20 protein-coding genes are annotated in these 21,857 nt (G+C 55.1%); 9 read left to right on the top strand and 11 right to left on the bottom strand.

Annotated features, from left to right (window positions below):
• Positions 1-45 precede the first annotated feature (45 nt).
• Positions 46-1,068, top strand: coding sequence for an HTH-type transcriptional regulator GalR (galR, locus tag ACNQ0T_RS04965; RefSeq protein ID WP_003862806.1), 1,023 nt, complete (start codon positions 46-48; stop codon positions 1,066-1,068).
• Here galR and ACNQ0T_RS04960 read toward each other — a convergent pair.
• The 4 genes from ACNQ0T_RS04960 to ACNQ0T_RS04945 form a co-directional block, all read right to left on the bottom strand.
• Positions 1,023-1,499, bottom strand: a complete 477-nt coding sequence (locus tag ACNQ0T_RS04960; RefSeq protein WP_063150162.1) for a GNAT family N-acetyltransferase — start codon at positions 1,497-1,499, stop codon at positions 1,023-1,025. The genes galR and ACNQ0T_RS04960 overlap by 46 nt on opposite strands.
• Positions 1,496-2,269 (bottom strand): GntR family transcriptional regulator, encoded by a 774-nt coding sequence (locus ACNQ0T_RS04955; protein WP_022649243.1) that lies wholly within the window; start codon positions 2,267-2,269, stop codon positions 1,496-1,498. The genes ACNQ0T_RS04960 and ACNQ0T_RS04955 overlap by 4 nt, the downstream gene beginning before the upstream one ends.
• Before the next feature lie 78 nt (positions 2,270-2,347).
• Positions 2,348-3,775: a glycoside hydrolase family 1 protein gene (locus ACNQ0T_RS04950; RefSeq protein WP_193131760.1), complete on the bottom strand. Its 1,428-nt coding sequence runs from the start codon at positions 3,773-3,775 to the stop codon at positions 2,348-2,350.
• Between the two features lie 7 nt (positions 3,776-3,782).
• Complete coding sequence (locus ACNQ0T_RS04945; RefSeq protein WP_006811828.1) at positions 3,783-5,108, bottom strand: PTS sugar transporter subunit IIC; 1,326 nt, start codon at positions 5,106-5,108, stop codon at positions 3,783-3,785.
• Positions 5,109-5,407: 299 nt separating this feature from the next.
• Between ACNQ0T_RS04945 and ACNQ0T_RS04940 the strand changes: the two genes are divergently transcribed.
• Positions 5,408-6,445, top strand: coding sequence for a LacI family DNA-binding transcriptional regulator (locus tag ACNQ0T_RS04940; RefSeq protein WP_022649245.1), 1,038 nt, complete (start codon positions 5,408-5,410; stop codon positions 6,443-6,445).
• On the opposite strand, the gene lysA is transcribed toward ACNQ0T_RS04940, so the two are convergent.
• Positions 6,415-7,677, bottom strand: a complete 1,263-nt coding sequence (gene lysA / locus ACNQ0T_RS04935; protein ID WP_017692727.1) for a diaminopimelate decarboxylase — start codon at positions 7,675-7,677, stop codon at positions 6,415-6,417. The genes ACNQ0T_RS04940 and lysA overlap by 31 nt on opposite strands.
• Positions 7,678-7,797: 120 nt before the next feature.
• On the opposite strand from lysA, the gene ACNQ0T_RS04930 reads away from it, so the two are divergent.
• Positions 7,798-8,724, top strand: a complete 927-nt coding sequence (locus ACNQ0T_RS04930; RefSeq protein ID WP_022649247.1) for a LysR family transcriptional regulator — start codon at positions 7,798-7,800, stop codon at positions 8,722-8,724.
• On the opposite strand, the gene ACNQ0T_RS04925 is transcribed toward ACNQ0T_RS04930, so the two are convergent.
• Positions 8,719-9,411 carry an aspartate/glutamate racemase gene (locus tag ACNQ0T_RS04925; RefSeq protein ID WP_023306862.1) on the bottom strand — a complete coding sequence of 231 codons (693 nt, stop codon included), beginning with the start codon at positions 9,409-9,411 and terminating at the stop codon, positions 8,719-8,721. The genes ACNQ0T_RS04930 and ACNQ0T_RS04925 overlap by 6 nt on opposite strands.
• Positions 9,412-9,546: 135 nt before the next feature.
• On the opposite strand from ACNQ0T_RS04925, the gene ACNQ0T_RS04920 reads away from it, so the two are divergent.
• Complete coding sequence (locus ACNQ0T_RS04920) at positions 9,547-9,870, top strand: cupin domain-containing protein (RefSeq protein ID WP_022649249.1); 324 nt, start codon at positions 9,547-9,549, stop codon at positions 9,868-9,870.
• Between the two features lie 33 nt (positions 9,871-9,903).
• On the opposite strand, the gene wzz(fepE) is transcribed toward ACNQ0T_RS04920, so the two are convergent.
• Positions 9,904-11,040 (bottom strand): LPS O-antigen length regulator Wzz(fepE), encoded by a 1,137-nt coding sequence (gene wzz(fepE) / locus ACNQ0T_RS04915; protein ID WP_023298520.1) that lies wholly within the window; start codon positions 11,038-11,040, stop codon positions 9,904-9,906.
• 543 nt (positions 11,041-11,583) lie between these two features.
• On the opposite strand from wzz(fepE), the gene ACNQ0T_RS04910 reads away from it, so the two are divergent.
• From ACNQ0T_RS04910 to ACNQ0T_RS04895, 4 genes are read left to right on the top strand one after another with little or no spacing between them, the layout of a single operon-like run.
• Entirely contained in the window at positions 11,584-12,474 is an 891-nt protein-coding gene (locus ACNQ0T_RS04910) for a carbohydrate ABC transporter permease (RefSeq protein WP_003862825.1), read from the top strand.
• Positions 12,467-13,369, top strand: coding sequence for a carbohydrate ABC transporter permease (locus ACNQ0T_RS04905; protein ID WP_022649251.1), 903 nt, complete (start codon positions 12,467-12,469; stop codon positions 13,367-13,369). The genes ACNQ0T_RS04910 and ACNQ0T_RS04905 overlap by 8 nt, the downstream gene beginning before the upstream one ends.
• 12 nt (positions 13,370-13,381) lie before the next feature.
• Complete coding sequence (locus ACNQ0T_RS04900; RefSeq protein ID WP_045308820.1) at positions 13,382-14,509, top strand: ABC transporter ATP-binding protein; 1,128 nt, start codon at positions 13,382-13,384, stop codon at positions 14,507-14,509.
• Between the two features lie 13 nt (positions 14,510-14,522).
• Positions 14,523-15,809 (top strand): ABC transporter substrate-binding protein, encoded by a 1,287-nt coding sequence (locus tag ACNQ0T_RS04895; protein ID WP_023298522.1) that lies wholly within the window; start codon positions 14,523-14,525, stop codon positions 15,807-15,809.
• Between the two features lie 70 nt (positions 15,810-15,879).
• Here the strand turns inward: ACNQ0T_RS04895 and ACNQ0T_RS04890 are convergent, their stop codons facing one another.
• From ACNQ0T_RS04890 to kduI, 3 genes are all read right to left on the bottom strand, one after another.
• Positions 15,880-17,295 (bottom strand): sugar porter family MFS transporter, encoded by a 1,416-nt coding sequence (locus ACNQ0T_RS04890; RefSeq protein ID WP_022649253.1) that lies wholly within the window; start codon positions 17,293-17,295, stop codon positions 15,880-15,882.
• Positions 17,296-17,607: 312 nt separating this feature from the next.
• Positions 17,608-18,369 carry a 2-dehydro-3-deoxy-D-gluconate 5-dehydrogenase KduD gene (gene kduD, locus ACNQ0T_RS04885; RefSeq protein WP_003862835.1) on the bottom strand — a complete coding sequence of 254 codons (762 nt, stop codon included), beginning with the start codon at positions 18,367-18,369 and terminating at the stop codon, positions 17,608-17,610.
• Between the two features lie 63 nt (positions 18,370-18,432).
• Positions 18,433-19,269 carry a 5-dehydro-4-deoxy-D-glucuronate isomerase gene (kduI, locus tag ACNQ0T_RS04880; RefSeq protein ID WP_023306864.1) on the bottom strand — a complete coding sequence of 279 codons (837 nt, stop codon included), beginning with the start codon at positions 19,267-19,269 and terminating at the stop codon, positions 18,433-18,435.
• Between the two features lie 300 nt (positions 19,270-19,569).
• Here kduI and ACNQ0T_RS04875 point away from each other — a divergent pair, with 300 nt between their 5' ends.
• Positions 19,570-20,745, top strand: coding sequence for an oligogalacturonate lyase family protein (locus ACNQ0T_RS04875; protein ID WP_022649254.1), 1,176 nt, complete (start codon positions 19,570-19,572; stop codon positions 20,743-20,745).
• A 416-nt stretch (positions 20,746-21,161) separates the two neighbouring features.
• Here the strand turns inward: ACNQ0T_RS04875 and ACNQ0T_RS04870 are convergent, their stop codons facing one another.
• Complete coding sequence (locus ACNQ0T_RS04870; protein ID WP_003862842.1) at positions 21,162-21,845, bottom strand: oligogalacturonate-specific porin KdgM family protein; 684 nt, start codon at positions 21,843-21,845, stop codon at positions 21,162-21,164.
• Positions 21,846-21,857: the final 12 nt, after the last annotated feature.

The raw sequence follows: 21,857 nt of genomic DNA, 5'->3' as shown, positions 1-21,857 counted from the left end.
ACACTAGTTAGTGTGTAAACGCTTACCCCTATAAGAAGGTATTGAATGGCGACAATTAAGGATGTGGCTCGTCTGGCCGGTGTTTCCGTCGCGACCGTCTCCCGCGTGATCAACAACTCCCCTAAAGCGAGTGATGCATCACGCCAGGCCGTGCAGGACGCCATGGAAAACCTGAATTATCACCCTAACGCCAACGCACGCGCCCTTGCCCAACAGTCGACAGAAACCATCGGGCTGGTGGTCGGGGATGTATCCGATCCGTTTTTCGGTGCGATGGTCAAAGCCGTAGAACAAGTTTCTTATCACACCGGTAATTTCCTGCTGATTGGTAATGGCTACCACAATGAACAGAAAGAACGCCAGGCCATTGAGCAGTTGATCCGTCATCGCTGTGCGGCGCTGGTGGTCCATGCCAAAATGATCCCCGACGCCGAGCTGATCCATCTGATGAAACAGATGCCGGGGATGGTGATTATCAACCGTATTATTCCCGGATTTGAAACCCGCTGCGTGGCGCTCGACGACCGTTACGGCGCATGGCTCGCAACCCGTCACCTGATCCAGCAGGGCCATACCCGAATTGGTTATCTGTGCTCCAACCACCCAATTTCCGATGCGGAAGATCGCCTTCAGGGCTATTACGACGCGCTGCGCGAAGCCGGTCTGCCGTGCAACGATCGTCTTGTGGCGTACGGAGAACCGGATGAGAGTGGCGGCGAGCAGGCGATGACCGAGCTGCTGGGCCGCGGGCGGAATTTCACCGCCGTGGCCAGCTATAACGACTCCATGGCCGCCGGCGCAATGGGCGTGCTGAATGATAACGGAATCGACGTCCCGGCAGAAATTTCGCTGATTGGCTTTGATGATGTGCTGGTGTCGCGCTACGTGCGCCCTCGCCTGACCACCGTGCGCTACCCGATCGTGACCATGGCAACGCAGGCGGCAGAACTGGCGTTAGCGCTGGCCGAGCATCGCCCGCCACCGGAAATTACCCACCTGTTCAGCCCAACCTTAGTGCGCCGTCACTCGGTGGTATCGCCCGCGGAAGCCGTGAGCGAACAGCGATAGAGATGGACGGTTTTATCCGGGTATTCCAGCGCATCACCGATGTAGTGCCAGCCGTAACGTTCGTAGAAGTCGCGGCAGGCAGACCAGAGGTGGAGCTCGTGATACCCGGCGCGTCGCGCGTAGCCGATAACATGCTGCTGAAGTTTTCCCGCCAGCCCGTTTCCCCGCGCGGCTTCATCGACATACAGCGCAGCCAGCCAGGGATGAAGATCCTGCCGGGAAATTAAATCGCAACGCCACAACCCAATGGTGCCCAGCAGCTGGTCATCCTCAACGGCAATAAAGGTGAGCGGTAACTCGCCTGGCGTCAGGCTGTGCTCGATAATGCTCTGGAAAAAGGCACGCGGCATACCTTCACCAAACGCGTTCCAGATCCAGTCGATCACCTGCTGTGTAAACTGCGGCGCAGCGTGAAGCGGCAGTATATTCACACCAGCTTCCCCTGGAAAAGAGGGACCGATTCGAAGAGATAGCCGTCAAAATCGGGCGCGTCTTCGTCTGACAGCTCGAGCAGGCTCTTTTTGACGTTTTCAAGATGCTGGAACATCGCCTGCCACGCCCCCATCACGTCGCGGCGGCGGAGCGCAGCGAGAATGGTTTGCCTGTCTCCGAGCCACTTCAGGCGCCAGGCGCGGCTGGCGATATGGCCATTGAACTGCTGCCACAGCGGACTGCTGTCCATGTGATGCCAGACGCTCTCAACCGTCGCCAGCAGCATCTGGTTTTGTGTGGCCCCAGCCAGCACCAGGTGGAACATTTTGTTGTTGTCCTGGCTGCGATCGTCGACGGCAATCGCCCGTTGCTCTTGCTCGATAATGCGGCGCAGGTTGTCGATGTCCGCCCGTGTCGCCATTTTTGCGGCAAAGGCAGCGATGTTGCTTTCAAGCAGTTGACGCGCCTGGAGAATTTCAAACGGCCCAACGTCACTGTTCAGAAAACGCTCTTCCTCGTTTTCATGCTCTTCAGGAATGCGCATCACGTACACGCCTGACCCCTGGCGAATATCCACCGTTCCCTGGAGCTCAAGCATCAGCAGCGCCTCGCGCACGATAGTGCGGCTGACGCCATACGTCTCGGCGATGTTGCGCTCCGGCGGCAGACGCGATCCCACGGGATAATGCCCCTGGATAATCTGCGCCCGTAAATCCTCGCCAATCTCCTGGTACTGTTTTTTTTCCGGCAGGATGACAGCCTTATCCACGTTTTCACCTGTGTTTTTCAATTAATGCGCGGGCCGGACGTCCTCCCGGCCAGTTTGTGCGCTATTTTACCAGAAGGCTTACTTCCATTCATCGTCTACCCTGAGCGTCAGCACACGCTCATCGCGCAGCTGGCGGAACCAGGACGCTGATTTCTTTGCCCGCCGTGCGCGTTGATTTTCAAGGTCGATCTCAATCAGCCCGTAGCGGTTTTTAAACGCGTTCATCGGGGAGACATTGTCGGTGAAGGCCCACAGCATATAACCGTGACAGTTTGCCCCCGCCTCCCGCGCCAGCAGCGTGTAGTAGAGATGTTCGCTGATAAACGCGATGCGGTACGTGTCGTCAATGACACCGTCACGATTGCGATACTGCACTTCGTTCTCCACGCCCATCCCGCTTTCCGCCACAAACCAGTCAATGTTGCGATAGTCGTTTTTAATCCGCATCGCCATGTCGTAAATAATGCGCGGAAAGATCTCCCAGCCGCGGGAGGTGTTCATACGCCGTCCGGGCAGCTCAAACGGCTCGTAGTAGTACGCCGGATGGAACGGCGTCTCCGGGTGCCAGGCGCGGGACGGGGCTTTGACGCGATGCGGGTAATAGAGGTTAATGCCCAGCTCATCGACGGTGTTGTCGGCAATCAGCGCCAGCTCGTCAGCCGTGTAGTCCCACTGCACCTGATGCTGCGCCAGCAGGGTAAAGAGCGCCTGCGGATAGCGCCCGTGCACCAGCGGGTCGAGAAAGACGCGGTTGTAGAACAGATCGTACATCTCTGCCGCTCGCACGTCATGCGGCGCGCGGGAGCGCGGATAGGTCACTTCCGGGTTAAGAATACAGCCCACCGTGCCGTCATACCCTTTCTCGCGAAACAGCTTCACCACTTTCGCCGTCGCCAGCACCTTATGGTGGTTCCACTGCATCCAGGTGCTGGTGCTCTGCTCATAGGGCCAGCGCAGCGCGTCAAGGTAGACGCGCGTCTGGACCACAATCGGTTCGTTGAAGGTAAACCAGCGGGTGACATTGCCGTGAAAGCGCTCAAATACCTTTTCCGCATAGCGAACGAACAGCTCGACGACGTGCTTTGACGCCCAGCCGCCGTAGGTCTCCAGCAGCACGCCCGGCAATTCGTAGTGTTCCAGACAGATCATCGGCTCAATGCCTTGACGGTGCATTTCATCGAACAGCGCGTCGTAATACGCGGCGTACTCTTCATCTACCGTCGCATTTTCATAGTCGGTTAAAAAGCGCGACCAGTTGATCGAAGTGCGATAGTGCGTCAGTCCCGCCTGCTTCATCAGCGCTACATCTTCGCGGAAGCGATTGATAAAGTCGGTTGCCACCGCCGGACCATAGCCGTTATGCCAGACGTGACGATCGTTCATGTACCAGAGATCGATCCACGAATCCTGCCCCGGCTTTTTGCCGCTCCAGCCCTCGGTCTGCCAGGCCGATGCCGCCGCGCCCAGAATAAAATCTTGCGGTATGGCTATCTGTTTTGTGCTCATCGTATCCTCATGCGTTATCGGTGGCTTGTTGCAGTGCGGCCTGCTCTGCGCGGCGTGAAGCAATTTTCACAAACGGCAGATAGATAATCACCGCGGTCACGATGCAGATAAACTGGGTGATGACCGCCCCCATGGAGCCCGCCGTTGACAGCCAGGCGTTGATCAGCGGCGGCGTGGTCCAGGGCACCATTACCACGGCTTTCCCGGCAAATCCGGTCACGGTGGCAAAGTAGCCAATCGAGCCCGTCACCAGCGGCGTGATGATGAAGGGGATAGCCAGGATCGGGTTGAGCATGATTGGCATACCGAAGATCACCGGCTCATTGATATTAAAAATACCCGGCCCGATGGAGAGCTTGGCTATCTCCTTCATCTCTTTACGTTTGGTGGCAATCATGACGGCTATCAGCAGGCCGATGGTCAGGCCGGAGCCGCCGATGCTCATATAGACGTCCCAGAACGGCATGGTGATGATGTTTGGCACCTCTTTGCCCTGCTCGAACGCGCTCATGTTAACGGTGATTGCCCCCAGCAGCAGCGGCTCGCGGATCGGCTTGATCATCTGGTTGCCGTGAATACCAATCACCCAGAACAGCTGGGCGACAAACATCAGCAGCAGGATCCCCGGCAGGCTTTGCACCACGCGCTCCAGCGGCTGTTGCACCACCTGGTATACCGCGTCGTAGAGATACATGCCGGTAACCTGATGAAACACGAAGCCAAAGGTGGCGATGGCGGTGGTGGTGATAATGGCCGGGATCAGCGCAGAGAACGACGCGGCAACGTTCGGCGGCACCGTGTCCGGCATCCTGATTTTCAGCCCCTTGCGGTTTTCCAGCCAGCAGTAGATCTCCACCGACAGGATGGCGATAAACATACCGAGGAACAGGCTGCGGGTATCTGAGAACTGGCGCAGCAGCACATCTTTCACCACGTGCATCTCACCGTCCACCAGCATTTCCACCGTGGTCGGCGTCACGCAGATAAAGCAGATCACCGCCAGCAGGCCGGGGAACAGGGACTTAATGCCGTTAATACGCCCCAGCTCAATGCCGATTAAAAACACCGCGCCGATGTTGAGAAAATTCAGCGTGGCATAGTTGAGCGCGCTGGTGATCGGCTTTAAGGCCGCGAGAAACGACAGCGACTGAAAGCTCGCCAGACCGTTTTTCGGATCCAGCACCATATTGGAGATCAATACCGAGAACGCCCCCACTATGATGACTGGCATTAAGGTAATAAACGCAGACTTGATCGCCTGGATATAGCGATAGCTGTTGAAGGTAGTGGCAAAACTGCCCAGAGCGTCGATCAGTTTTTCCTGAAATGCCATAGGGTAATACCTCAGTAAAAGGGCTTTTATTGAATAAGGTGTACAGCCGGATACTATTGGTATGCCAAAAATAGCGTCCACAGGCGATTTGTTCTGTGATTAAGCTCCCAACGCCGTTAGAGGTATTCCAGATTATGATTTATCACCATTTTGGTATACCAATGACAGGCATTTATTCCGCGGGCGAGGATCGTTACTGAAAAGCGTGATCGTTATGGGGTTTTGTCCTTCCCACGTCGCTTATGCGCCGGATGGTCTGTGTTAAACTGCAAACCATTACGTGGAAACAGGAATTTCGAATGGCAACAATGCTGGATGTCTCACTGCGTGCGGGCGTGTCGAAGGCCACCGTTTCGCGCGTGCTGAACGGCACAGGTCAGGTTAAAGAGAGCACGCGCCAGCAGGTATTTCGCGCGATGGAGGAGCTGGGCTATCGTCCGAACTTTCTCGCGCGCTCGCTGGCTAACCAGACCAGCAACAGCATCGGTCTGGTCGTCTCGACGTTCGACGGTTTTTACTTTGGTCGTTTGCTACAGCAGGCGTCACGGCAGACCGAAACGCACGGTAAACAGCTGATTGTTACCGACGGTCACGATGCCCCTGAACAGGAAGAACTGGCGGTGCAGATGCTCGCCGACCGCAAGTGCGACGCCATCGTGCTGTACACGCGTTACATGAGCGAAAAGACGATCCTGAAGCTGATCAACAGCGTGCAGACGCCGCTGGTGATCATTAACCGCGAAGTGAGCCAGGCGGCGGATCGCTGCGTCTTCTTTGAACAGCAGGACGCAGCCTTCAAAGCGGTGGATTACCTGATAAGCCAGGGCCATCGGGAGATCGCCTGTATCACCGTCCCGATCCACACCCCAACGGGTAAAGCGCGGCTGATGGGCTACCGTAAGGCGCTGGAGAAGCACGGTATTCGTCTCGATGAGCGGCGGATTAAATACGGCGATGCAGGCATGACGCGGGGTTACGAGCTGTGCAAGGAGCTGATTGCGGAAAAGACATCGTTCAGCGCCCTGTTTGCCTGTAATGATGATATGGCCCTGGGCGCCTCCAAAGCATTACACCAGGCCGGGCTGAAGATCCCGCAGGATATTTCGCTGTTTGGTTTTGACGATGCCCCCAGCGCAAAGTGGCTGGAGCCTGCCCTGTCGTCGGTGTATTTGCCGATCGACAACATGATCGTGACGGCGATCGACCAGGCGATCCGGCTGGCAAAAAACCAGCCGGTTGAAGCGATCCCACCGTTCACCGGCACGCTGGTGTTACGCGATTCGGTGACAACAGGGCCCTGGTTTAATCAGACCAGCTCTAACGCCAGCAATTCCTGAATGGTCTGGCGACGGCGAATCAGCCGCGCCACGCCATTATCAAACAGCACTTCCGGCAGCAGCGGACGGCTATTGTAGTTCGAAGACATAGACGCCCCGTATGCACCGGTATCATGCAGCACCAGATAATCTCCCGGTTTTACCTCTGGCAGCGAACGGGTTTCGACTTTCCCGCCTTCCTGCTGAGTAAAGACGTCACCGGATTCACACAGCGGGCCGGCAACAACGGTCTCGATGCGCGGGGCGTTGACCAGATCGCGGCCATCGGCGGCAAGCGCGGTGATGTGATGATAGCTGCCGTACATGGACGGGCGCATCAGGTCGTTGAAGCCAGCATCAATCAGCACAAAGTGACGGCTTCCCATCTCCTTCACGCTCCGCACCTGCGCCACCAGCACGCCAGCTTCGGCGACCAGGAAACGACCCGGCTCAATCTCCAGCTTCACCGCATGGCCCAGATGAGCGGCGATGCTGTCACGCGCGGCGCTCCACAGGCCGTAATAGTGATCCGTGTCGATCGCCTCCTCCCCTTCGCGGTAAGGGATCGAAAGCCCTCCCCCGGCGGAGATCGCCTCCAGATCTTGGCCAAAATCGATAACCTGACGCACCATCGCGCCACAGACCTGCTCAAGATGGCCATAATCCACGCCGGATCCGATATGCATGTGAATACCCACCAGCTTAAGGTTGTAACGTTGTAAAACCTCCAGCGCCGCAGGCATATCGGCATACCAGATCCCGTGCTTGCTGTTTTCGCCCCCGGTGTTGGTTTTCTGACTGTGACCGTGACCAAAGCCCGGGTTGATGCGCAGCCAGACGCGATGGCCCGGGGAAACCTGCCCAAGCTGTTCCAGCATATCCACCGAACCGGCATTCACCGGGATTTGCAGCTCGTGCACGCGCGCCAGCGTGGCGTCGTCTATCAGGTCAGCGGTGAAGACGATCGCGTCGCTATCGGCCTTTGGATCAAACCCGGCCGCCAGCGCACGTTCGATTTCACCCAGCGATACGGAGTCAACCTTCACGCCCTGCTCGCGCATCAGGCGCAGAATATGAATATTGGAGCAGGCCTTCTGCGCAAAACGCACCACGTCAAACTGATGCAGCGCGGCGATTTTCTCGCGAACAATCTGCGCATCGTAGACCCACACCGGACAGCCGAATTCGGCAGGCAGGCGCAGCAGGTTATCGGCGTTTAAATCGGTTTCGGTCTGGTTGAGCGGGCGTGGCATGGTCGTCTCCGGTATTCTGTTTTTTATCATTACGCCATAGCCTGAAGAGAATAAAAAATATCGTTTTATCGTGAGTCTATGCAAAAATGATATGGACCACGCTCAGCCATCAGGTGCCCTATGCCCGCCGTTAACCTACGCCATATCGAGATTTTTCATGCGGTGATGACCACCGGCAATCTCACTGAAGCCGCGCAGATGCTGCACACCTCGCAGCCGACGGTCAGCCGCGAGCTGGCGCGTTTTGAGAAAGTGCTGGGGCTGAAGCTGTTTGAACGCACCCGCGGCAGGCTGCATCCAACGGTGCAGGGTTTACGTCTTTTTGAGGAGGTTCAGCGCTCCTGGTACGGGCTGGACAGGATCGTGAGCGCGGCGGAGAGCCTGAGGGAGTTTCGCCAGGGCGAGCTGTCCATCGTCTGCCTGCCGGTCTTTTCTCAGTCATTCCTGCCGGTACTGCTACAGCCGTTTCTGGCCCGCTATCCGGAGGTCAGCCTGACCATCGTGCCGCAGGAGTCGCCGCTGCTGGAGGAGTGGCTTTCGGCCCAGCGCCACGATCTGGGTCTGACCGAAACCCTCGTCACGCCAGCGGGAACGGAACGCACGGAGCTGCTCTCGCTGGATGAGGTCTGCGTGCTGCCTGCCAGCCACCCGCTTGCTTTCAAAGCAGTTCTGACCCCGGCAGATTTTCACGGTGAGAACTATATCAGCCTGTCGCAGACCGACAGCTACCGGCAGCTTCTGGATGGCCTGTTTGCCGAACATCAGGTGAAGCGGCGGATGGTGATGGAAACGCACAGTGCGGCATCAATTTGCGCGATGGTGCGCGCGGGCGTGGGTATTTCGGTGGTGAACCCGCTCACGGCTATGGACTACGCCAGCAGCGGCGTGGTTCTGCGCCGTTTTAGCGTTTCCGTTCCCTTTACCGTAAGCCTGATCCGCCCGCTGCACCGGCCCGCCTCAGCGCTGGTTGATGCCTTTAGTGAACACCTGATTGCGCACGCGCGTCAGGTGGCGCTTCGCTTACCTGACCTGCAAAAACCTTTATGACAGCATAAACTCCACCGCATCCGCGGCATGGATGGCGGCGGTATCAAAGACCGGTATCGGGCTTTGGTCTGCCGGCACCAGCAGGCCAATTTCGGTACAGCCGAAGATGACTCCTTCCGCCCCCTGCTGCGCCAGTTTCTCAATCACGCTGACGTACCAGGCGCGCGAAGCTTCGCTGAAGGTGCCGAGGCACAGTTCATCAAAAATAATCTGGTTAATGCGCGCCCGGTCTGCCTCCTCCGGGATCAGGCTTTCAATCCCGAACTGGCTACTCAGCCGCCCGCGGTAAAAATCCTGCTCCATGGTGTAGCGCGTCCCCAGCAGCGCCACGCGCGTCATGCCGGCGGCACGTATGGCACGCCCGGTGGCATCCGCGATATGTAAGAACGGCAGCGAACAGCGGTCTTCAATATGCGACGCCACCTTATGCATGGTGTTGGTACACAGCAGAATACCCTGCGCGCCCGCACGCTCCAGGCCAAGTGCGGCGTCTGCCAGCATTTGCCCGGCTTTGTCCCACTCCCCGCTCGACTGGCAGGCTTCTATTTCATGGAAATCCACGCTGTGCAGCAGCAGGCTGGCCGAATGCAGACCGCCCAGACGCTGTTTGACGCCTTCATTAATCAGGCGGTAGTACGGGATCGTTGATTCCCAGCTCATGCCCCCTAACAGACCGATCGTTTTCATCTTTCCTCCTGTACGTTTCACCCAGTGAAGCAAACTTGTGATCGCCTTTCCAGTTATTTGGCTAAACGTTTTCTTTTCGCTGCGGCTGAGATAAGTTAAATGAAACAATGTTTCATTACATGACAGGGCGAAAATATGTTTATTTTCCATAAAGAGACCACGCTTGAGGATTTGGGCAACGGCGTGACGCGTCGTATTCTGGCGCACGACGGCAGGATGATGGCGGTGGAAGTGAATTTCGAGCAAGGTGCGATTGGCCCGCTGCATAACCACCCGCATGAGCAGCTCACCTACGTTCTCTCGGGGGAATTTGAGTTCACCATTGGCGAGGAAAAGCATGTGGTGACGGCGGGCGACACTCTCTATAAAAAGCCGCACGTGATGCACGGCTGCGTTTGCCTCAAACCCGGCACCTTGCTGGATACCTTTACGCCGGTACGCGAGGATTTCCTGAAATAAAAAAAGGCGCTCATCAGAGCGCCTTTTTTCATGTTATTCCGTAACCGGCTCAGGAAGTTGTTCCGGCAGCGGGTTGCGGGAGCGCATTGCTTCGCGCAGCAGCACGCTGCCACAGGCGAACAGCCCACCCAGAATACCCGCCAGCAGCACGATCAGTGCTTTGCCCGGGCCATCTTTTTTCACCGGCATAGAAGGAGAGAGCTGGTATTTGAACGGCTCCAGGCTCACGTCTTCGAAGGAGAGTTTTTGCAGCTGCGCCAGATAGTATTCGCGGTTCTGGAAATCGGCGTTCAGCTCAGAAACATCCTTCAGATTTTTTTCAATCTGCAATTTCTGCGCAATCCCGTCCGCGCCGAGCGCGACGGAGTAATCCGGATCGTCTTTCACCGCTTGTCCGTTACTGTAAACCGGCTTTTTGATCCCTGCCGCGTTCGCCACTTCAAGCGAGTAGTTAAGGCGTTGCAGGTTGGTATTGTGGATATTGGTCAGTCGAACCCGATCCAGCTCCAGCTGCTGCTGAACCGTTTTGGTTCTCAGGATCAGCTGATCGCGGATGTTTTGCATGGTCTCCTGCTCGACGATGCGGGAAATGTACTGAATGTAACCATTCAACACTTTCTGCGCGTCCTCTGCCGTTGGGGCAGTGAAGCTTAACGTCCAGGAGAGATACGGTGCTTTATCAGCATTTTTTTCCTGGGTGTTATCAATAGCCTTCATCTTTTCGGCGATATTGACCACCGCGCGGTGCAGCTCCAGCGGGTCAACCTCGGCGCCATCGAGCTGAGCCATCACGTAAGGAGAGCTCTTCATGTACTCTTCAAGCAGGGACTGAGACTGAAACTTTTTGATAAACAGATTAAATACATCCGCACGGGTAACTTTAACGTCCACATCAAGCACCTGCAGCGTCACCATCATCTGGCGCAGCGAACTCCACTGCGTCTGTTCCGCTGGCGTAATGACCGCTTTACTGGTCCATTTTTGCGGTATCAGGAAGGCGATTGCCAGGCCGACCAGTGCAAATGCAAACACAATGGTAATGATGCGTTTTTTTGCTGCCAGCAGGACGTCCAGCAGACCCAGGAGATCTATTTCTTTAGCGCTGACCGCCGGGGGAGCATAGTGAGGAAAGTTGAGATCCGTATGTTGTTTGAAATCCATTGCTGACATAACTGTTCTTCTTTTAAGGATGCAGTGAAATTCTGCCTGACTGGTTCCGGTTTAAGAAATCATACAAGAATGTAAGAATTATCTGAATGCCGAATTGGTACATCTGTAGACCTGCTATCAGATCTGGTAGTTAGCCACGCTGCGTGACTATTGTTTTTCCCGTTTCCACTTGTGCTTCGTATCGCCTCCTCGCAGTCCCGACGAACGTCCGTGAAAAGGCAAAAATGCCACCTCCCTCACTATATTGAAACAGCGTTTCGACGCTGATCACATTTCCATCATTAAGCGAATGACGCAGAAATAAATCGCAATAATATAAAATAAAACGATGTTTTAGTATCCAAGAACGGCGGTTCAGCTCTTTTGAAACCCAACGCATTTAGCGCAAAGAGGAAGGCAAAAATGCGTTAATAAACAATTTTATATTTAGCCGACGCCAGATATTGCACCCTAAAATTCAGCTCTCATGCCGCGCGATGCTGGCCTGGGAAGATGTAACAAAGCAGATTCCGTTTTAAACCATTGATCGCCAGGTAGGTATGTATGAATGAAAACAAGCTGCTGGGGCTCGCATGGATATCACCCTACATCATCGGGTTGATACTCTTTACGGCATTCCCCTTCGTCTCATCATTTTTCCTCAGCTTTACGGATTACGATTTGATGAGTCCGCCGGTGTTTAACGGCATCGAAAACTATCGCTACATGTTTACCGAAGACACGCTCTTCTGGAAATCAATGGGCGTGACCTTTGCATACGTATTTTTAACCATTCCGTTAAAGCTCGCCTTCGCATTAGGGATTGCCTTTGTCCTGAACTTTAAATTACGCGGCATCGGATTTTTCCGTACTGCCTACTATATTCCGTCGATCCTCGGCAGTTCCGTCGCCATTGCCGTATTGTGGCGCGCCTTATTTGCCATCGATGGCCTGCTGAACAGCTTTATCGGCGTATTTGGTTTTGACCCGGTGAACTGGCTGGGTGAACCGTCACTGGCGCTAATGTCCGTTACCCTGCTGCGCGTCTGGCAGTTCGGTTCCGCGATGGTCATCTTCCTGGCCGCGCTGCAAAACGTACCGCAGTCCCAGTATGAAGCGGCGATGATCGATGGCGCATCGAAATGGCAGATGTTCATGAAGGTGACCGTGCCGCTGATTACGCCGGTGATCTTCTTCAACTTCATCATGCAGACCACGCAGGCGTTCCAGGAATTTACCGGGCCGTACGTGATCACCGGCGGCGGGCCGACCTATTCGACCTACCTGTTCTCGCTCTACATCTACGACACCGCGTTTAAGTATTTCGATATGGGTTATGGCGCGGCGCTGGCGTGGATCCTGTTCCTGGTGGTGGCCGTCTTCGCCGGTATCGCCTTTAAGTCGTCGAAATACTGGGTGTTCTACTCCGCCGATAAAGGAGGCAAAAATGGCTGATATTCAACAACTCTCCACGGCAAGAAGCATCGCCGAACGCGAAGTAGCCCGTACGCTGCGCAGAGAGAAAATCAATGCCACCGTTCGCTATGCGATCCTGCTGTTTGTCGGCCTGCTGATGCTTTACCCGCTGGTGTGGATGTTCTCCGCGTCGTTCAAACCGAACCACGAGATCTTCACCACCCTGAGCCTGTGGCCTGCCCATGCCACCTGGGACGGCTTCATCAACGGCTGGAAAACCGGCACCGAGTACAACTTCGGCCACTACATGCTGAACACCTTTAAGTATGTGATCCCGAAAGTGATCCTGACCATTATCTCCTCCACCATCGTGGCGTATGGCTTTGCCCGCTTCGAGATCCCGTGGAAGAAGTTCTGGTTCGCCACGCTCATTACCACCATGCTGCTGCCAAGCACCGTGCTGCTGATCCCGCAGTACCTGATGTTCCGTGAAATGGGCATGCTGAACAGCTATATGCCGCTGTACCTGCCGCTGGCCTTCGCCACCCAGGGGTTCTTCGTCTTCATGCTGATCCAGTTCCTGCGCGGCGTCCCGCGTGACATGGAAGAGGCGGCGCAGATTGACGGCTGTAACTCCCTTCAGGTGCTGTGGTACGTGGTTGTGCCGATCCTTAAACCGGCCATTATCTCCGTCGCCCTGTTCCAGTTCATGTGGTCCATGAACGACTTTATCGGGCCGCTGATTTATGTCTACAGCGTGGATAAATACCCGATTGCACTGGCGCTGAAAATGTCCATCGACGTCACCGAAGGGGCGCCGTGGAACGAAATTCTGGCAATGGCGAGCATCTCCATTCTGCCATCCATCATTGTCTTCTTCCTGGCACAGCGCTACTTCGTACAGGGCGTCACCAGCAGCGGAATTAAAGGTTAAGAGGGAAATACCATGGCTGAAGTTATTTTCAACAAGCTGGAAAAGGTCTACTCCAACGGTTTTAAAGCGGTACACGCTATCGATCTTAAAATCGCCGAAGGGGAATTCATGGTGATCGTCGGCCCATCCGGCTGCGCCAAATCCACTACTCTGCGCATGCTGGCGGGACTGGAAACCATCAGCGGCGGCGAGGTGCGTATCGGCGACAAGATCGTGAACAACCTCGCGCCGAAAGAGCGCGGGATTGCGATGGTGTTCCAGAACTACGCCCTCTATCCACACATGACGGTGCGCGAGAATCTGGCCTTTGGCCTCAAGTTGAGCAAGCTGCCGAAAGATCAGATTGAGTCCCAGGTGAATGAAGCCGCCAAAATTCTTGAGCTTGAAGAGCTGCTCGACCGCCTGCCGCGCCAGCTTTCCGGCGGCCAGGCGCAGCGCGTGGCGGTAGGCCGTGCGATTGTGAAAAAACCGGATGTGTTCCTGTTCGATGAGCCGCTTTCAAACCTCGACGCCAAACTGCGCGCCTCGATGCGTATCCGTATTTCCGACCTGCATAAGCAGCTGAAGAAATCCGGAAAACCGGCCACCACCGTTTACGTGACCCACGACCAGACCGAAGCGATGACCATGGGCGACCGCATCTGCGTGATGAAGCTTGGCCATATCATGCAGGTGGATACGCCGGACAATCTCTACCACAAGCCGAAGAACATGTTCGTGGCGGGCTTTATCGGCGCGCCGGAGATGAATATACGCAAAAGCGTGCTGGTCGAAAAAGCGGGACAGCTGCACATCGCCATTGGTGATGAAACCATGCCGCTGAACGCGGAGAAGCAGGAGAAAGTCGCCGCTTACGCGGGTCAGGAGATCTTCTTCGGCGTGCGTCCGGAATTTGTGTCGCTCTCTGATGAGCCCTTCCCGAACGGCGGCTGTAGCGGGGAGATGGTGCGCGTTGAGAACATGGGCCACGAATTCTTTGTGTACCTGAAGGTCGCGGACTACGAACTGACCGCCAGAATCCCGTCCGATGAAGCTAAACCAATGATTGATAAGGGACTTCATCGTAAGGTGTATTTCACGTTTGATATGAATAAGTGTCATATTTTTGACGCAAAAACTGAACAGAACCTCTCTCTCTGATGGAGTGATAAAAATGAAAAAAGTGCTTTTAAGCGCAGCTATCTCCGCGACCCTGGGCCTTACCGCTTTGCCATCGATGGCGCAGAATGTGGATTTACGGATGTCCTGGTGGGGCGGCAACGGCCGTCACCAGGTCACCCTGAAAGCGCTGGAGGAGTTCCATAAGCAGAACCCGGACATCAACGTGAAAGCGGAATACACCGGCTGGGACGGTCACCTCTCCCGTCTGACCACCCAGATTGCGGGTGGAACCGAGCCAGACGTAATGCAGACGAACTGGAACTGGTTGCCGATCTTCTCCAAAACCGGTGACGGCTTCTACGATCTGAACAAGTTGAAGGAGGTGATCGACCTGTCGCAGTTCGATCCCAAAGAGCTGCAAACCACCACCGTGGATGGCAAGCTGAACGGCATTCCGATCTCGGTGACGGCGCGGGTGTTCTACTTCAATGACGAAACCTGGAAAAAAGCGGGTATTGCGTACCCGAAAACCTGGGACGAGCTGATGGCAGCCGGTAAAACCTTCGAGAGCAAGCTCGGTAAGCAATACTACCCGGTGATCCTCGAGCACCAGGATACGCTGGCGCTGCTGAATTCGTACATGATCCAGAAGTACAACATTCCTGCGGTGGATGAGAAAACCAAAAAGTTCAGCTACACAAAGGAACAGTGGGTGGAGTTCTTCCAGACCTACAAAAAGCTGATCGACAGCCACGTCATGCCGGACACCAAATACTATGCCTCTTTTGGTAAGAGCAACATGTATGAGATGAAGCCGTGGATCCAGGGAGAATGGGGCGGCACCTATATGTGGAACTCCACCATCAACAAATATTCCGACAACCTGAAGCCACCGGCGAAACTGGAGCTGGGCAGCTACCCAATGCTGCCGGGCGCCACCGACGCGGGCCTGTTCTTCAAACCGGCGCAAATGCTGTCGATTGGTAAGTCGACCAAAAACCCGGAAGCGGCGGCGAAGCTGATTAATTTCCTGCTCAACAGCAAAGAAGGGGTCGATACGCTGGGCCTTGAGCGTGGCGTACCGCTGAGCAAAGTAGCGGTGCAGTATCTGACTGAAGACGGCACCATTAAAGAGGACGATCCTTCCGTGGCAGGCCTGCGTCTGGCGCAGTCGCTGCCGGCGAAACTCACCGTCTCGCCATACTTTGACGACCCACAGATTGTGGCGCAGTTCGGTACTTCTTTGCAGTATATCGACTACGGGCAGAAAACCGTGGAAGAGACGGCCGCTGACTTCCAGCGTCAGGCGGAGCGTATTTTGAGACGTGCGATGCGGTAAAAACTAAGCCGCTTACCCGGCCTACACGGTATCGTAGGCCCGGTAAGCGAAGCACCACCGGGCAATTACATTACACGCCGATATTACGTAGTTTCTCCCCTCTCATCAGCTTGCGTTCAATATGCTCCAGTGTCACGCCCTTGGTTTCGGGGATCAGCCAGAAGGTCACACCGATAAACGCCACGTTCAGCACCGTATAGAGCCAGAAGGTGCCTGCCGCGCCAATCGCATCCAGCAACGTCAGGAAGGTCGCGCCAATGATCATGTTCGACACCCAGTTGGTGGTGGTGGAACAGGTGATACCAAAGTCGCGGCATTTCAGCGGCTGTATTTCAGAGCACAGGATCCACACCACCGGCGCGGCGCTCATCGCGTAACCGGCGATACACATCATGGTCATGCCCACGGAGAGCCAGGAGAGGCCGCTTGACGCCGTGCCGTTATCGAACTGCATCAGGCAGTAGCCAAGGATTAAGGTGCCGAGCGCCATCACGCTAAAGCCAATTTTCAGGGCGGGTTTACGTCCGGCCTTATCAACGGTGAACACCGCGATAAAGGTGGCGAACATAAAGGTCAGCCCCACCACCAGCGTGGCGATCATCTGCTGTTCGGTGGTGGTAAAACCGGCCATTTTAAAAATGCGCGGGGCGTAATACATAATGATGTTCATCCCCGTAAACTGCTGCATCGCCTGTAACAGCATGCCGAGGAACACCGCGCGGCGCACGTTGCGGTTCGCCTTAAACAGGGACCAGCCGCCCTGCTTCAGCTTCAGGCTTTCGCGGATTTCGTTCAGCTCTTCACGCGCTTTTTCAGACGTGTCGCGCAACATACGCAGCACCTCTTCCGCCTCCACGTGACGCCCTTTTTGCGCCAGCCAGCGCGGGCTGTTCGGCAGGAAAATGACTAACACAATCAGCACCAGCGCAGGCAGCGCCAGCACGCCAAGCATTGCCCGCCAGTTGCCGCTGTAGCTGAAGTACGTATCCGACAGAAACGCCAGCACGATACCGAGCGTCACCATCAGCTGATACATACTGATCATCTTCCCTCGCACGTTCTCACTTGCCATTTCAGAGAGATAAAGCGGCGCGGTGTAGGACGCGATACCCACCGCTACGCCAAGCAGCACGCGTGAAAGCAGCAGCACTTCTATGTTTGTCGCAAACGCGGAGCCGATGGAGCCTGCGACGAACAGGATCGCCCCAACCATCAGGCTGTATTTGCGCCCGAGACGGAACGACAGCCAGCCGTTAAACAACGCGCCGATGGCCGCGCCCAGCATCATGCTGCTTACCACCCACTCTTGCAGGCGGTTGCTTAACGTAAAGTGGTCGGTAATAAAGGGCAGTGCGCCAGCGATAACGCCGATATCCAGACCAAACAGTAGACCGGCTACGGCGGCCGCAACAGAAACAAACTGGTTCATGCGTCGGGTATCGCGCAGCGCAGCGGGCATAAGGGTAGAGTCATTTATAGATGTCATAGTTTCCTGCCTCAACAGCGAAATTCGTTAAGTGAAATTACGAGATACCGGAAGAAAGTGTCAGGTCGGAACTGGTGAAGATATGGATTATTTCGCTACGACATACCGTTCTGTGATGGACATTACAATTTCAAATCAGGGTGGTTTAACCTTATTTTTTATTAATTAGTTAATATTTAAGCAATAAATGTGTGATACCCGTCATTTATTCCTTTTTAGTATGGATTTTTCATCTTTAAGGATATGGATAAAGCCAATTTTGGCGCAAAAAAAACCTCCACCCGAGGGCAGAGGTTCTTTATTAAGGCTGAATTAACGTGCCAGCCAGCCGCCGTCAACGGCGACGGTATAGCCGTTAATGTAATCCGAAGCCGGAGAAGCCAGGAACACAACCGGGCCCATCAGATCGCTCGGCAGACCCCAGCGACCCGCTGGAATACGTTCCAGAATTGCCGCGCTGCGCTCTTCATCAGCACGCAGCTGCTGGGTATTGTTGGTGGCCATGTAGCCCGGCGCAATCGCGTTGACGTTGATATTGTGCTGCGCCCACTCGTTCGCCAGCAGACGGGTCACGCCCATCACGGCGCTCTTCGATGCGGTGTAAGACGGTACGCGGATGCCGCCCTGGAAAGAGAGCATGGAGGCAATATTGATGATCTTCCCGCCTTTCCCCTGCGCGATGAAGTGCTTCGCAGCCGCCTGGGACATAAAAAACACGCTCTTGATGTTCAGGTTCATCACGTCGTCCCAGTCCGTTTCGCTGAAGTTAATCGCATCTTCACGGCGAATCAGGCCCGCATTGTTGACCAGAATATCGATATGCCCGAACTCCGCCACCGCGCGATCCAGCAGTTCAGGGATCGCATCGATTTTGCGCAGGTCCGCAGTCAGGCTCAGGAAACGACGGCCCAGCGCGGTGACGCGCTCGATGGTTTCCGTTGGCTCTACGATGTTAATCCCGACGATATCACAGCCCGCTTCCGCCAGACCTAACGCCATACCCTGCCCCAGCCCGGTGTCACACCCGGAAACCACAGCCACTTTACCCTGCAGAGAAAATGCATCCAGAATCATGTTTGTTCCTTAATCGTTCAGCGCCTGTCACCAACAGGCAGATGTATGCTTAACTGCCTGCGACTAGCGCAGATCCTTAACAGCGACGTGGTCCATGTCATCGAAGACCTGGTTTTCACCGACCATACCCCAGATAAAGGTATAAGCTTTCGTTCCCACGCCAGAGTGGATGGACCAGCTTGGCGAAATGACCGCCTGCTCGTTGTGCATCACGATATGGCGAGTTTCCTGCGGCTGTCCCATCATGTGGAACACGCAGGCATCTTCATCCATGTTGAAGTAGAAATAGACTTCCATACGGCGCTCGTGGGTATGGCACGGCATGGTGTTCCACAGATTACCCGGCGCAAGCTCGGTCAGCCCCATGCTGAGCTGGCAAGTTTCCAGCACATCCGGTACGAAGTATTTATTGATGGTGCGGCGGTTGCTGGTGAGGTTGTCACCAAGGGTCACCGGGGCAACGTCCGCTGGCGTGACTTTTTTGGTTGGGTAAGTCGTATGAGCCGGGGCGCAGTTGTAGTAGAACTTCGCCGGTTTGCAGCCATCGATGCTGGCGAACACCACTTCTTTCGCGCCTTTGCCGACGTACAGCGCGTCACGGTGACCAATTTCGTAGCACTGGCCATCGACGGTTATGGTGCCCGGCCCGCCAATGTTAATCACGCCCAGTTCACGGCGTTCGAGGAAGTAGCTCACGCCCAGCTGTTTGCCCACTTCACCGCCCACGGAGACGGTTTTCGCCACCGGCATAATCCCGCCCACAATAATGCGGTCAATATGGCTGTAGACCATGGTGTACTTGTCGGCTTCGAACACTTGCTCAACTAAAAACTCACTGCGCAGCCCCTGAGTATCCAGCGTTTTTGCGTGCGCACTGTGGATGCTTTGTCTGACGTCCACGTAAACCTCCAGAATTGATCGTGCCCGAAGGCAAAGATGAATAACGAAACAATGTTCCGTTTTCGTGATGAACACATATTATCCCCTGTACATGGGGTTTTCAATTACATTTAAAACAACGTTTCATTTTTTCTGTATGTTTATGCCAGAAATGGTGTTTCGATCACGATAATTCTTTAAGCCCCTCAATCTGGCTAAAGAAACTGAGAATTTGCGCTGTCAGTCACACACAATGAAACGATGTTTTGATAATTTAACACCTAGTTTTCAACCTATATTACGCGTTCAAAGGAGTGCATTATGGCTAAAGGTATGCGGGTCAAGCTGAACTACGAGGTCAGCCGCGATCCGGATACAGGCGTGGAAGTTACCCGCCTGACCCCACCGGAAGTAACCTGTCATCGCAACTACTTTTACCAGAAGTGCTTCTTTAACGATGGCAGCCACCTGCTGTTCGCCGGGGAGTTCGACGGTCACTGGAACTATTACCTGCTGGATCTGAAAAACGCCGAAGCGGTGCAGCTGACCGAAGGCGCGGGCGATAACACCTTTGGCGGGTTCCTCTCTCCGGACGATCAATCCCTCTACTATGTGAAGAACGATCGCACCCTGCTTGAGGTGGATTTAAAGACGCTGGCAGAGCGCGAAGTGTACCGCGTCCCGGAAGAGTGGGTTGGCTACGGCACCTGGGTCGCGAACAGCGACTGCACCAAACTGGTAGGTATTGAGATTGCCAGACGTGACTGGACGCCACTCAACGACTGGAAAATTTTCCACGACTTCTTCCACAAAGGGCCGCACTGCCGCCTGCTGCGCGTTGATCTAAAAACGGGTGAAAGCACCACCATCCATGACGAGAAGATCTGGCTGGGACATCCGATTTATCGCCCGTTCGATGACAATACCGTGGCCTTCTGTCATGAAGGGCCACACGACCTGGTTGACGCCCGCATGTGGCTGGTCAACGAAGATGGCAGCAACGTGCGGAAAGTGAAAACGCACGCGGAAGGGGAAAGCTGCACGCATGAATTTTGGGTGCCGGACGGGTCCGCGCTGATCTACGTCTCTTACCTGAAAGGTCAGCAAGGTCGTACCATCTCCCGCTTCAATCCGGACACCGGCGTGAATGAAGCGGTAATGAACATGCCCGCCTGTTCGCACCTGATGAGCAACGTCGACGGCACCATGCTGGTTGGCGACGGTTCCGGCACGCCTGTCGATGTGAAAGACACCGGCGGCTACACCATTGATAACGATCCTTATCTGTATGCCTTTGACGTGGCGAAGAAAGCCTATTACCGCATTGCCCGTCATGACACTTCCTGGGCTACGGTGGCGAACAGCCGCCAGGTAACCCACCCGCATCCGTCCTTCACGCCGGACGAAAAAGCGGTGCTGTACAGTTCCGATAAAGACGGCAAACCGGCCCTCTATATCGCGAAACTCCCCGAGCAACCTGAAATGTTGCATGCCTGAATGAGTTAGTGTTTCTGTAACTGGCCTTGCCCTCCGATTCGGAGGGCTTTTTTTTGGGTGATTGCGGCGCTTTTTGCCGGGTGGCGCTAACGCTTACCCGGCCTACGAAACGACTGATTGGAGAGAAAGTGTAGCCGGGTAAGCGCATCGCCATCCGGCATACGAAACGACGGAGTGGAAGGAAAGTGTAGGCCGGGTAAGCGCAGCACCACCCGGCATACGAAACGACGGAGTGGAAGGAAAGTGTAGGCCGGGTAAGCGCAGGGCCATCCGGCATACGAAACGACGGAGTGGAAGGAAAGTGTAGGCCGGGTAAGCGCAGGGCCAGTCGGCATACGAAACGACGGAGTGGAAGGAAAGTGTAGGCCGGGTAAGCGAAGCGCCACCCGGCGGTTTTTAGCGAAGAAGCCGGATTATCAGAAGGAGTACGCCACGCCTAAACGGAAACGGGTCTGGCGTTCGTCAGTGTCTTTAACCCCCACGTTGCCCACCTCAACATACGGTGCCCAGTTTTTATCCCATTTGTAGGCCAGCTTGGCGTTATATTCATTGGAATAATCTTTATTGTTATTTCGGGCCACGCCTTCAGAGCTTTTCGCGTAAACATAGTTCAGCTCGGTACGCCAGTCACCTAATACCCAACCGACCCACGCATCACCACGGTTAACTTTATCATCGTCCTTATTTGAGCTTGACGGGTAGCGGGTATATTCATAACGGTAACGCGCGGCCACGTAGAAGCCATTATCGAAACTATATTGCACATGCAGATTCGGTTTATAAATGGTACGACTGTCTGTGCTTTCAATCGTAAACGCAGGCGTCAGGGCGATATTGTCTGTCGCTTTCCAGCGCCAGCTAATCTGATCTTCGTGACCGTTCCCCACCACATCCGCGAATGGCTGATCTGCCTTGTCCCCGCCTGATTTCCACTTCGCCTCGACTGAAAAACCGAAGCCATTATCAAAGCGGTGCGAGACGGCAACACGGTCGGCATTCGAGCCGCTGTCAATATATTCGTGACGCAGATCGACGGTAACGGCGCTAGCCGCAAAAGAGGCACTAATAAGGGAAGCAAGGAGCAGAGATTTCTTAAACATGAAAAAACCCTC

It is taken from the genome of Enterobacter cloacae complex sp.6700776, assembly GCF_048284255.1.
In the GTDB taxonomy this organism is placed as follows: Bacteria; Pseudomonadota; Gammaproteobacteria; order Enterobacterales; family Enterobacteriaceae; genus Enterobacter; species Enterobacter intestinihominis.
This window is presented reverse-complemented; position numbering and strand designations above follow the sequence as displayed.

Excerpts from the sequence above, each read along its gene's own strand:
- galR (WP_003862806.1), top strand. The coding sequence starts at position 46 with ATGGCGACAATTAAGGATGTGGCTCGTCTGGCCGGTGTTTCCGTCGCG.
- ACNQ0T_RS04950 (WP_193131760.1), bottom strand. The coding sequence starts at position 3,775 with ATGAGCACAAAACAGATAGCCATACCGCAAGATTTTATTCTGGGCGCG.
- ACNQ0T_RS04945 (WP_006811828.1), bottom strand. The coding sequence starts at position 5,108 with ATGGCATTTCAGGAAAAACTGATCGACGCTCTGGGCAGTTTTGCCACT.
- ACNQ0T_RS04940 (WP_022649245.1), top strand. The coding sequence starts at position 5,408 with ATGGCAACAATGCTGGATGTCTCACTGCGTGCGGGCGTGTCGAAGGCC.
- lysA (WP_017692727.1), bottom strand. The coding sequence starts at position 7,677 with ATGCCACGCCCGCTCAACCAGACCGAAACCGATTTAAACGCCGATAAC.
- ACNQ0T_RS04930 (WP_022649247.1), top strand. The coding sequence starts at position 7,798 with ATGCCCGCCGTTAACCTACGCCATATCGAGATTTTTCATGCGGTGATG.
- ACNQ0T_RS04925 (WP_023306862.1), bottom strand. The coding sequence starts at position 9,411 with ATGAAAACGATCGGTCTGTTAGGGGGCATGAGCTGGGAATCAACGATC.
- ACNQ0T_RS04920 (WP_022649249.1), top strand. The coding sequence starts at position 9,547 with ATGTTTATTTTCCATAAAGAGACCACGCTTGAGGATTTGGGCAACGGC.
- ACNQ0T_RS04910 (WP_003862825.1), top strand. The coding sequence starts at position 11,584 with ATGAATGAAAACAAGCTGCTGGGGCTCGCATGGATATCACCCTACATC.
- ACNQ0T_RS04905 (WP_022649251.1), top strand. The coding sequence starts at position 12,467 with ATGGCTGATATTCAACAACTCTCCACGGCAAGAAGCATCGCCGAACGC.
- ACNQ0T_RS04900 (WP_045308820.1), top strand. The coding sequence starts at position 13,382 with ATGGCTGAAGTTATTTTCAACAAGCTGGAAAAGGTCTACTCCAACGGT.
- ACNQ0T_RS04895 (WP_023298522.1), top strand. The coding sequence starts at position 14,523 with ATGAAAAAAGTGCTTTTAAGCGCAGCTATCTCCGCGACCCTGGGCCTT.
- ACNQ0T_RS04890 (WP_022649253.1), bottom strand. The coding sequence starts at position 17,295 with ATGACATCTATAAATGACTCTACCCTTATGCCCGCTGCGCTGCGCGAT.
- kduD (WP_003862835.1), bottom strand. The coding sequence starts at position 18,369 with ATGATTCTGGATGCATTTTCTCTGCAGGGTAAAGTGGCTGTGGTTTCC.
- ACNQ0T_RS04875 (WP_022649254.1), top strand. The coding sequence starts at position 19,570 with ATGGCTAAAGGTATGCGGGTCAAGCTGAACTACGAGGTCAGCCGCGAT.
- ACNQ0T_RS04870 (WP_003862842.1), bottom strand. The coding sequence starts at position 21,845 with ATGTTTAAGAAATCTCTGCTCCTTGCTTCCCTTATTAGTGCCTCTTTT.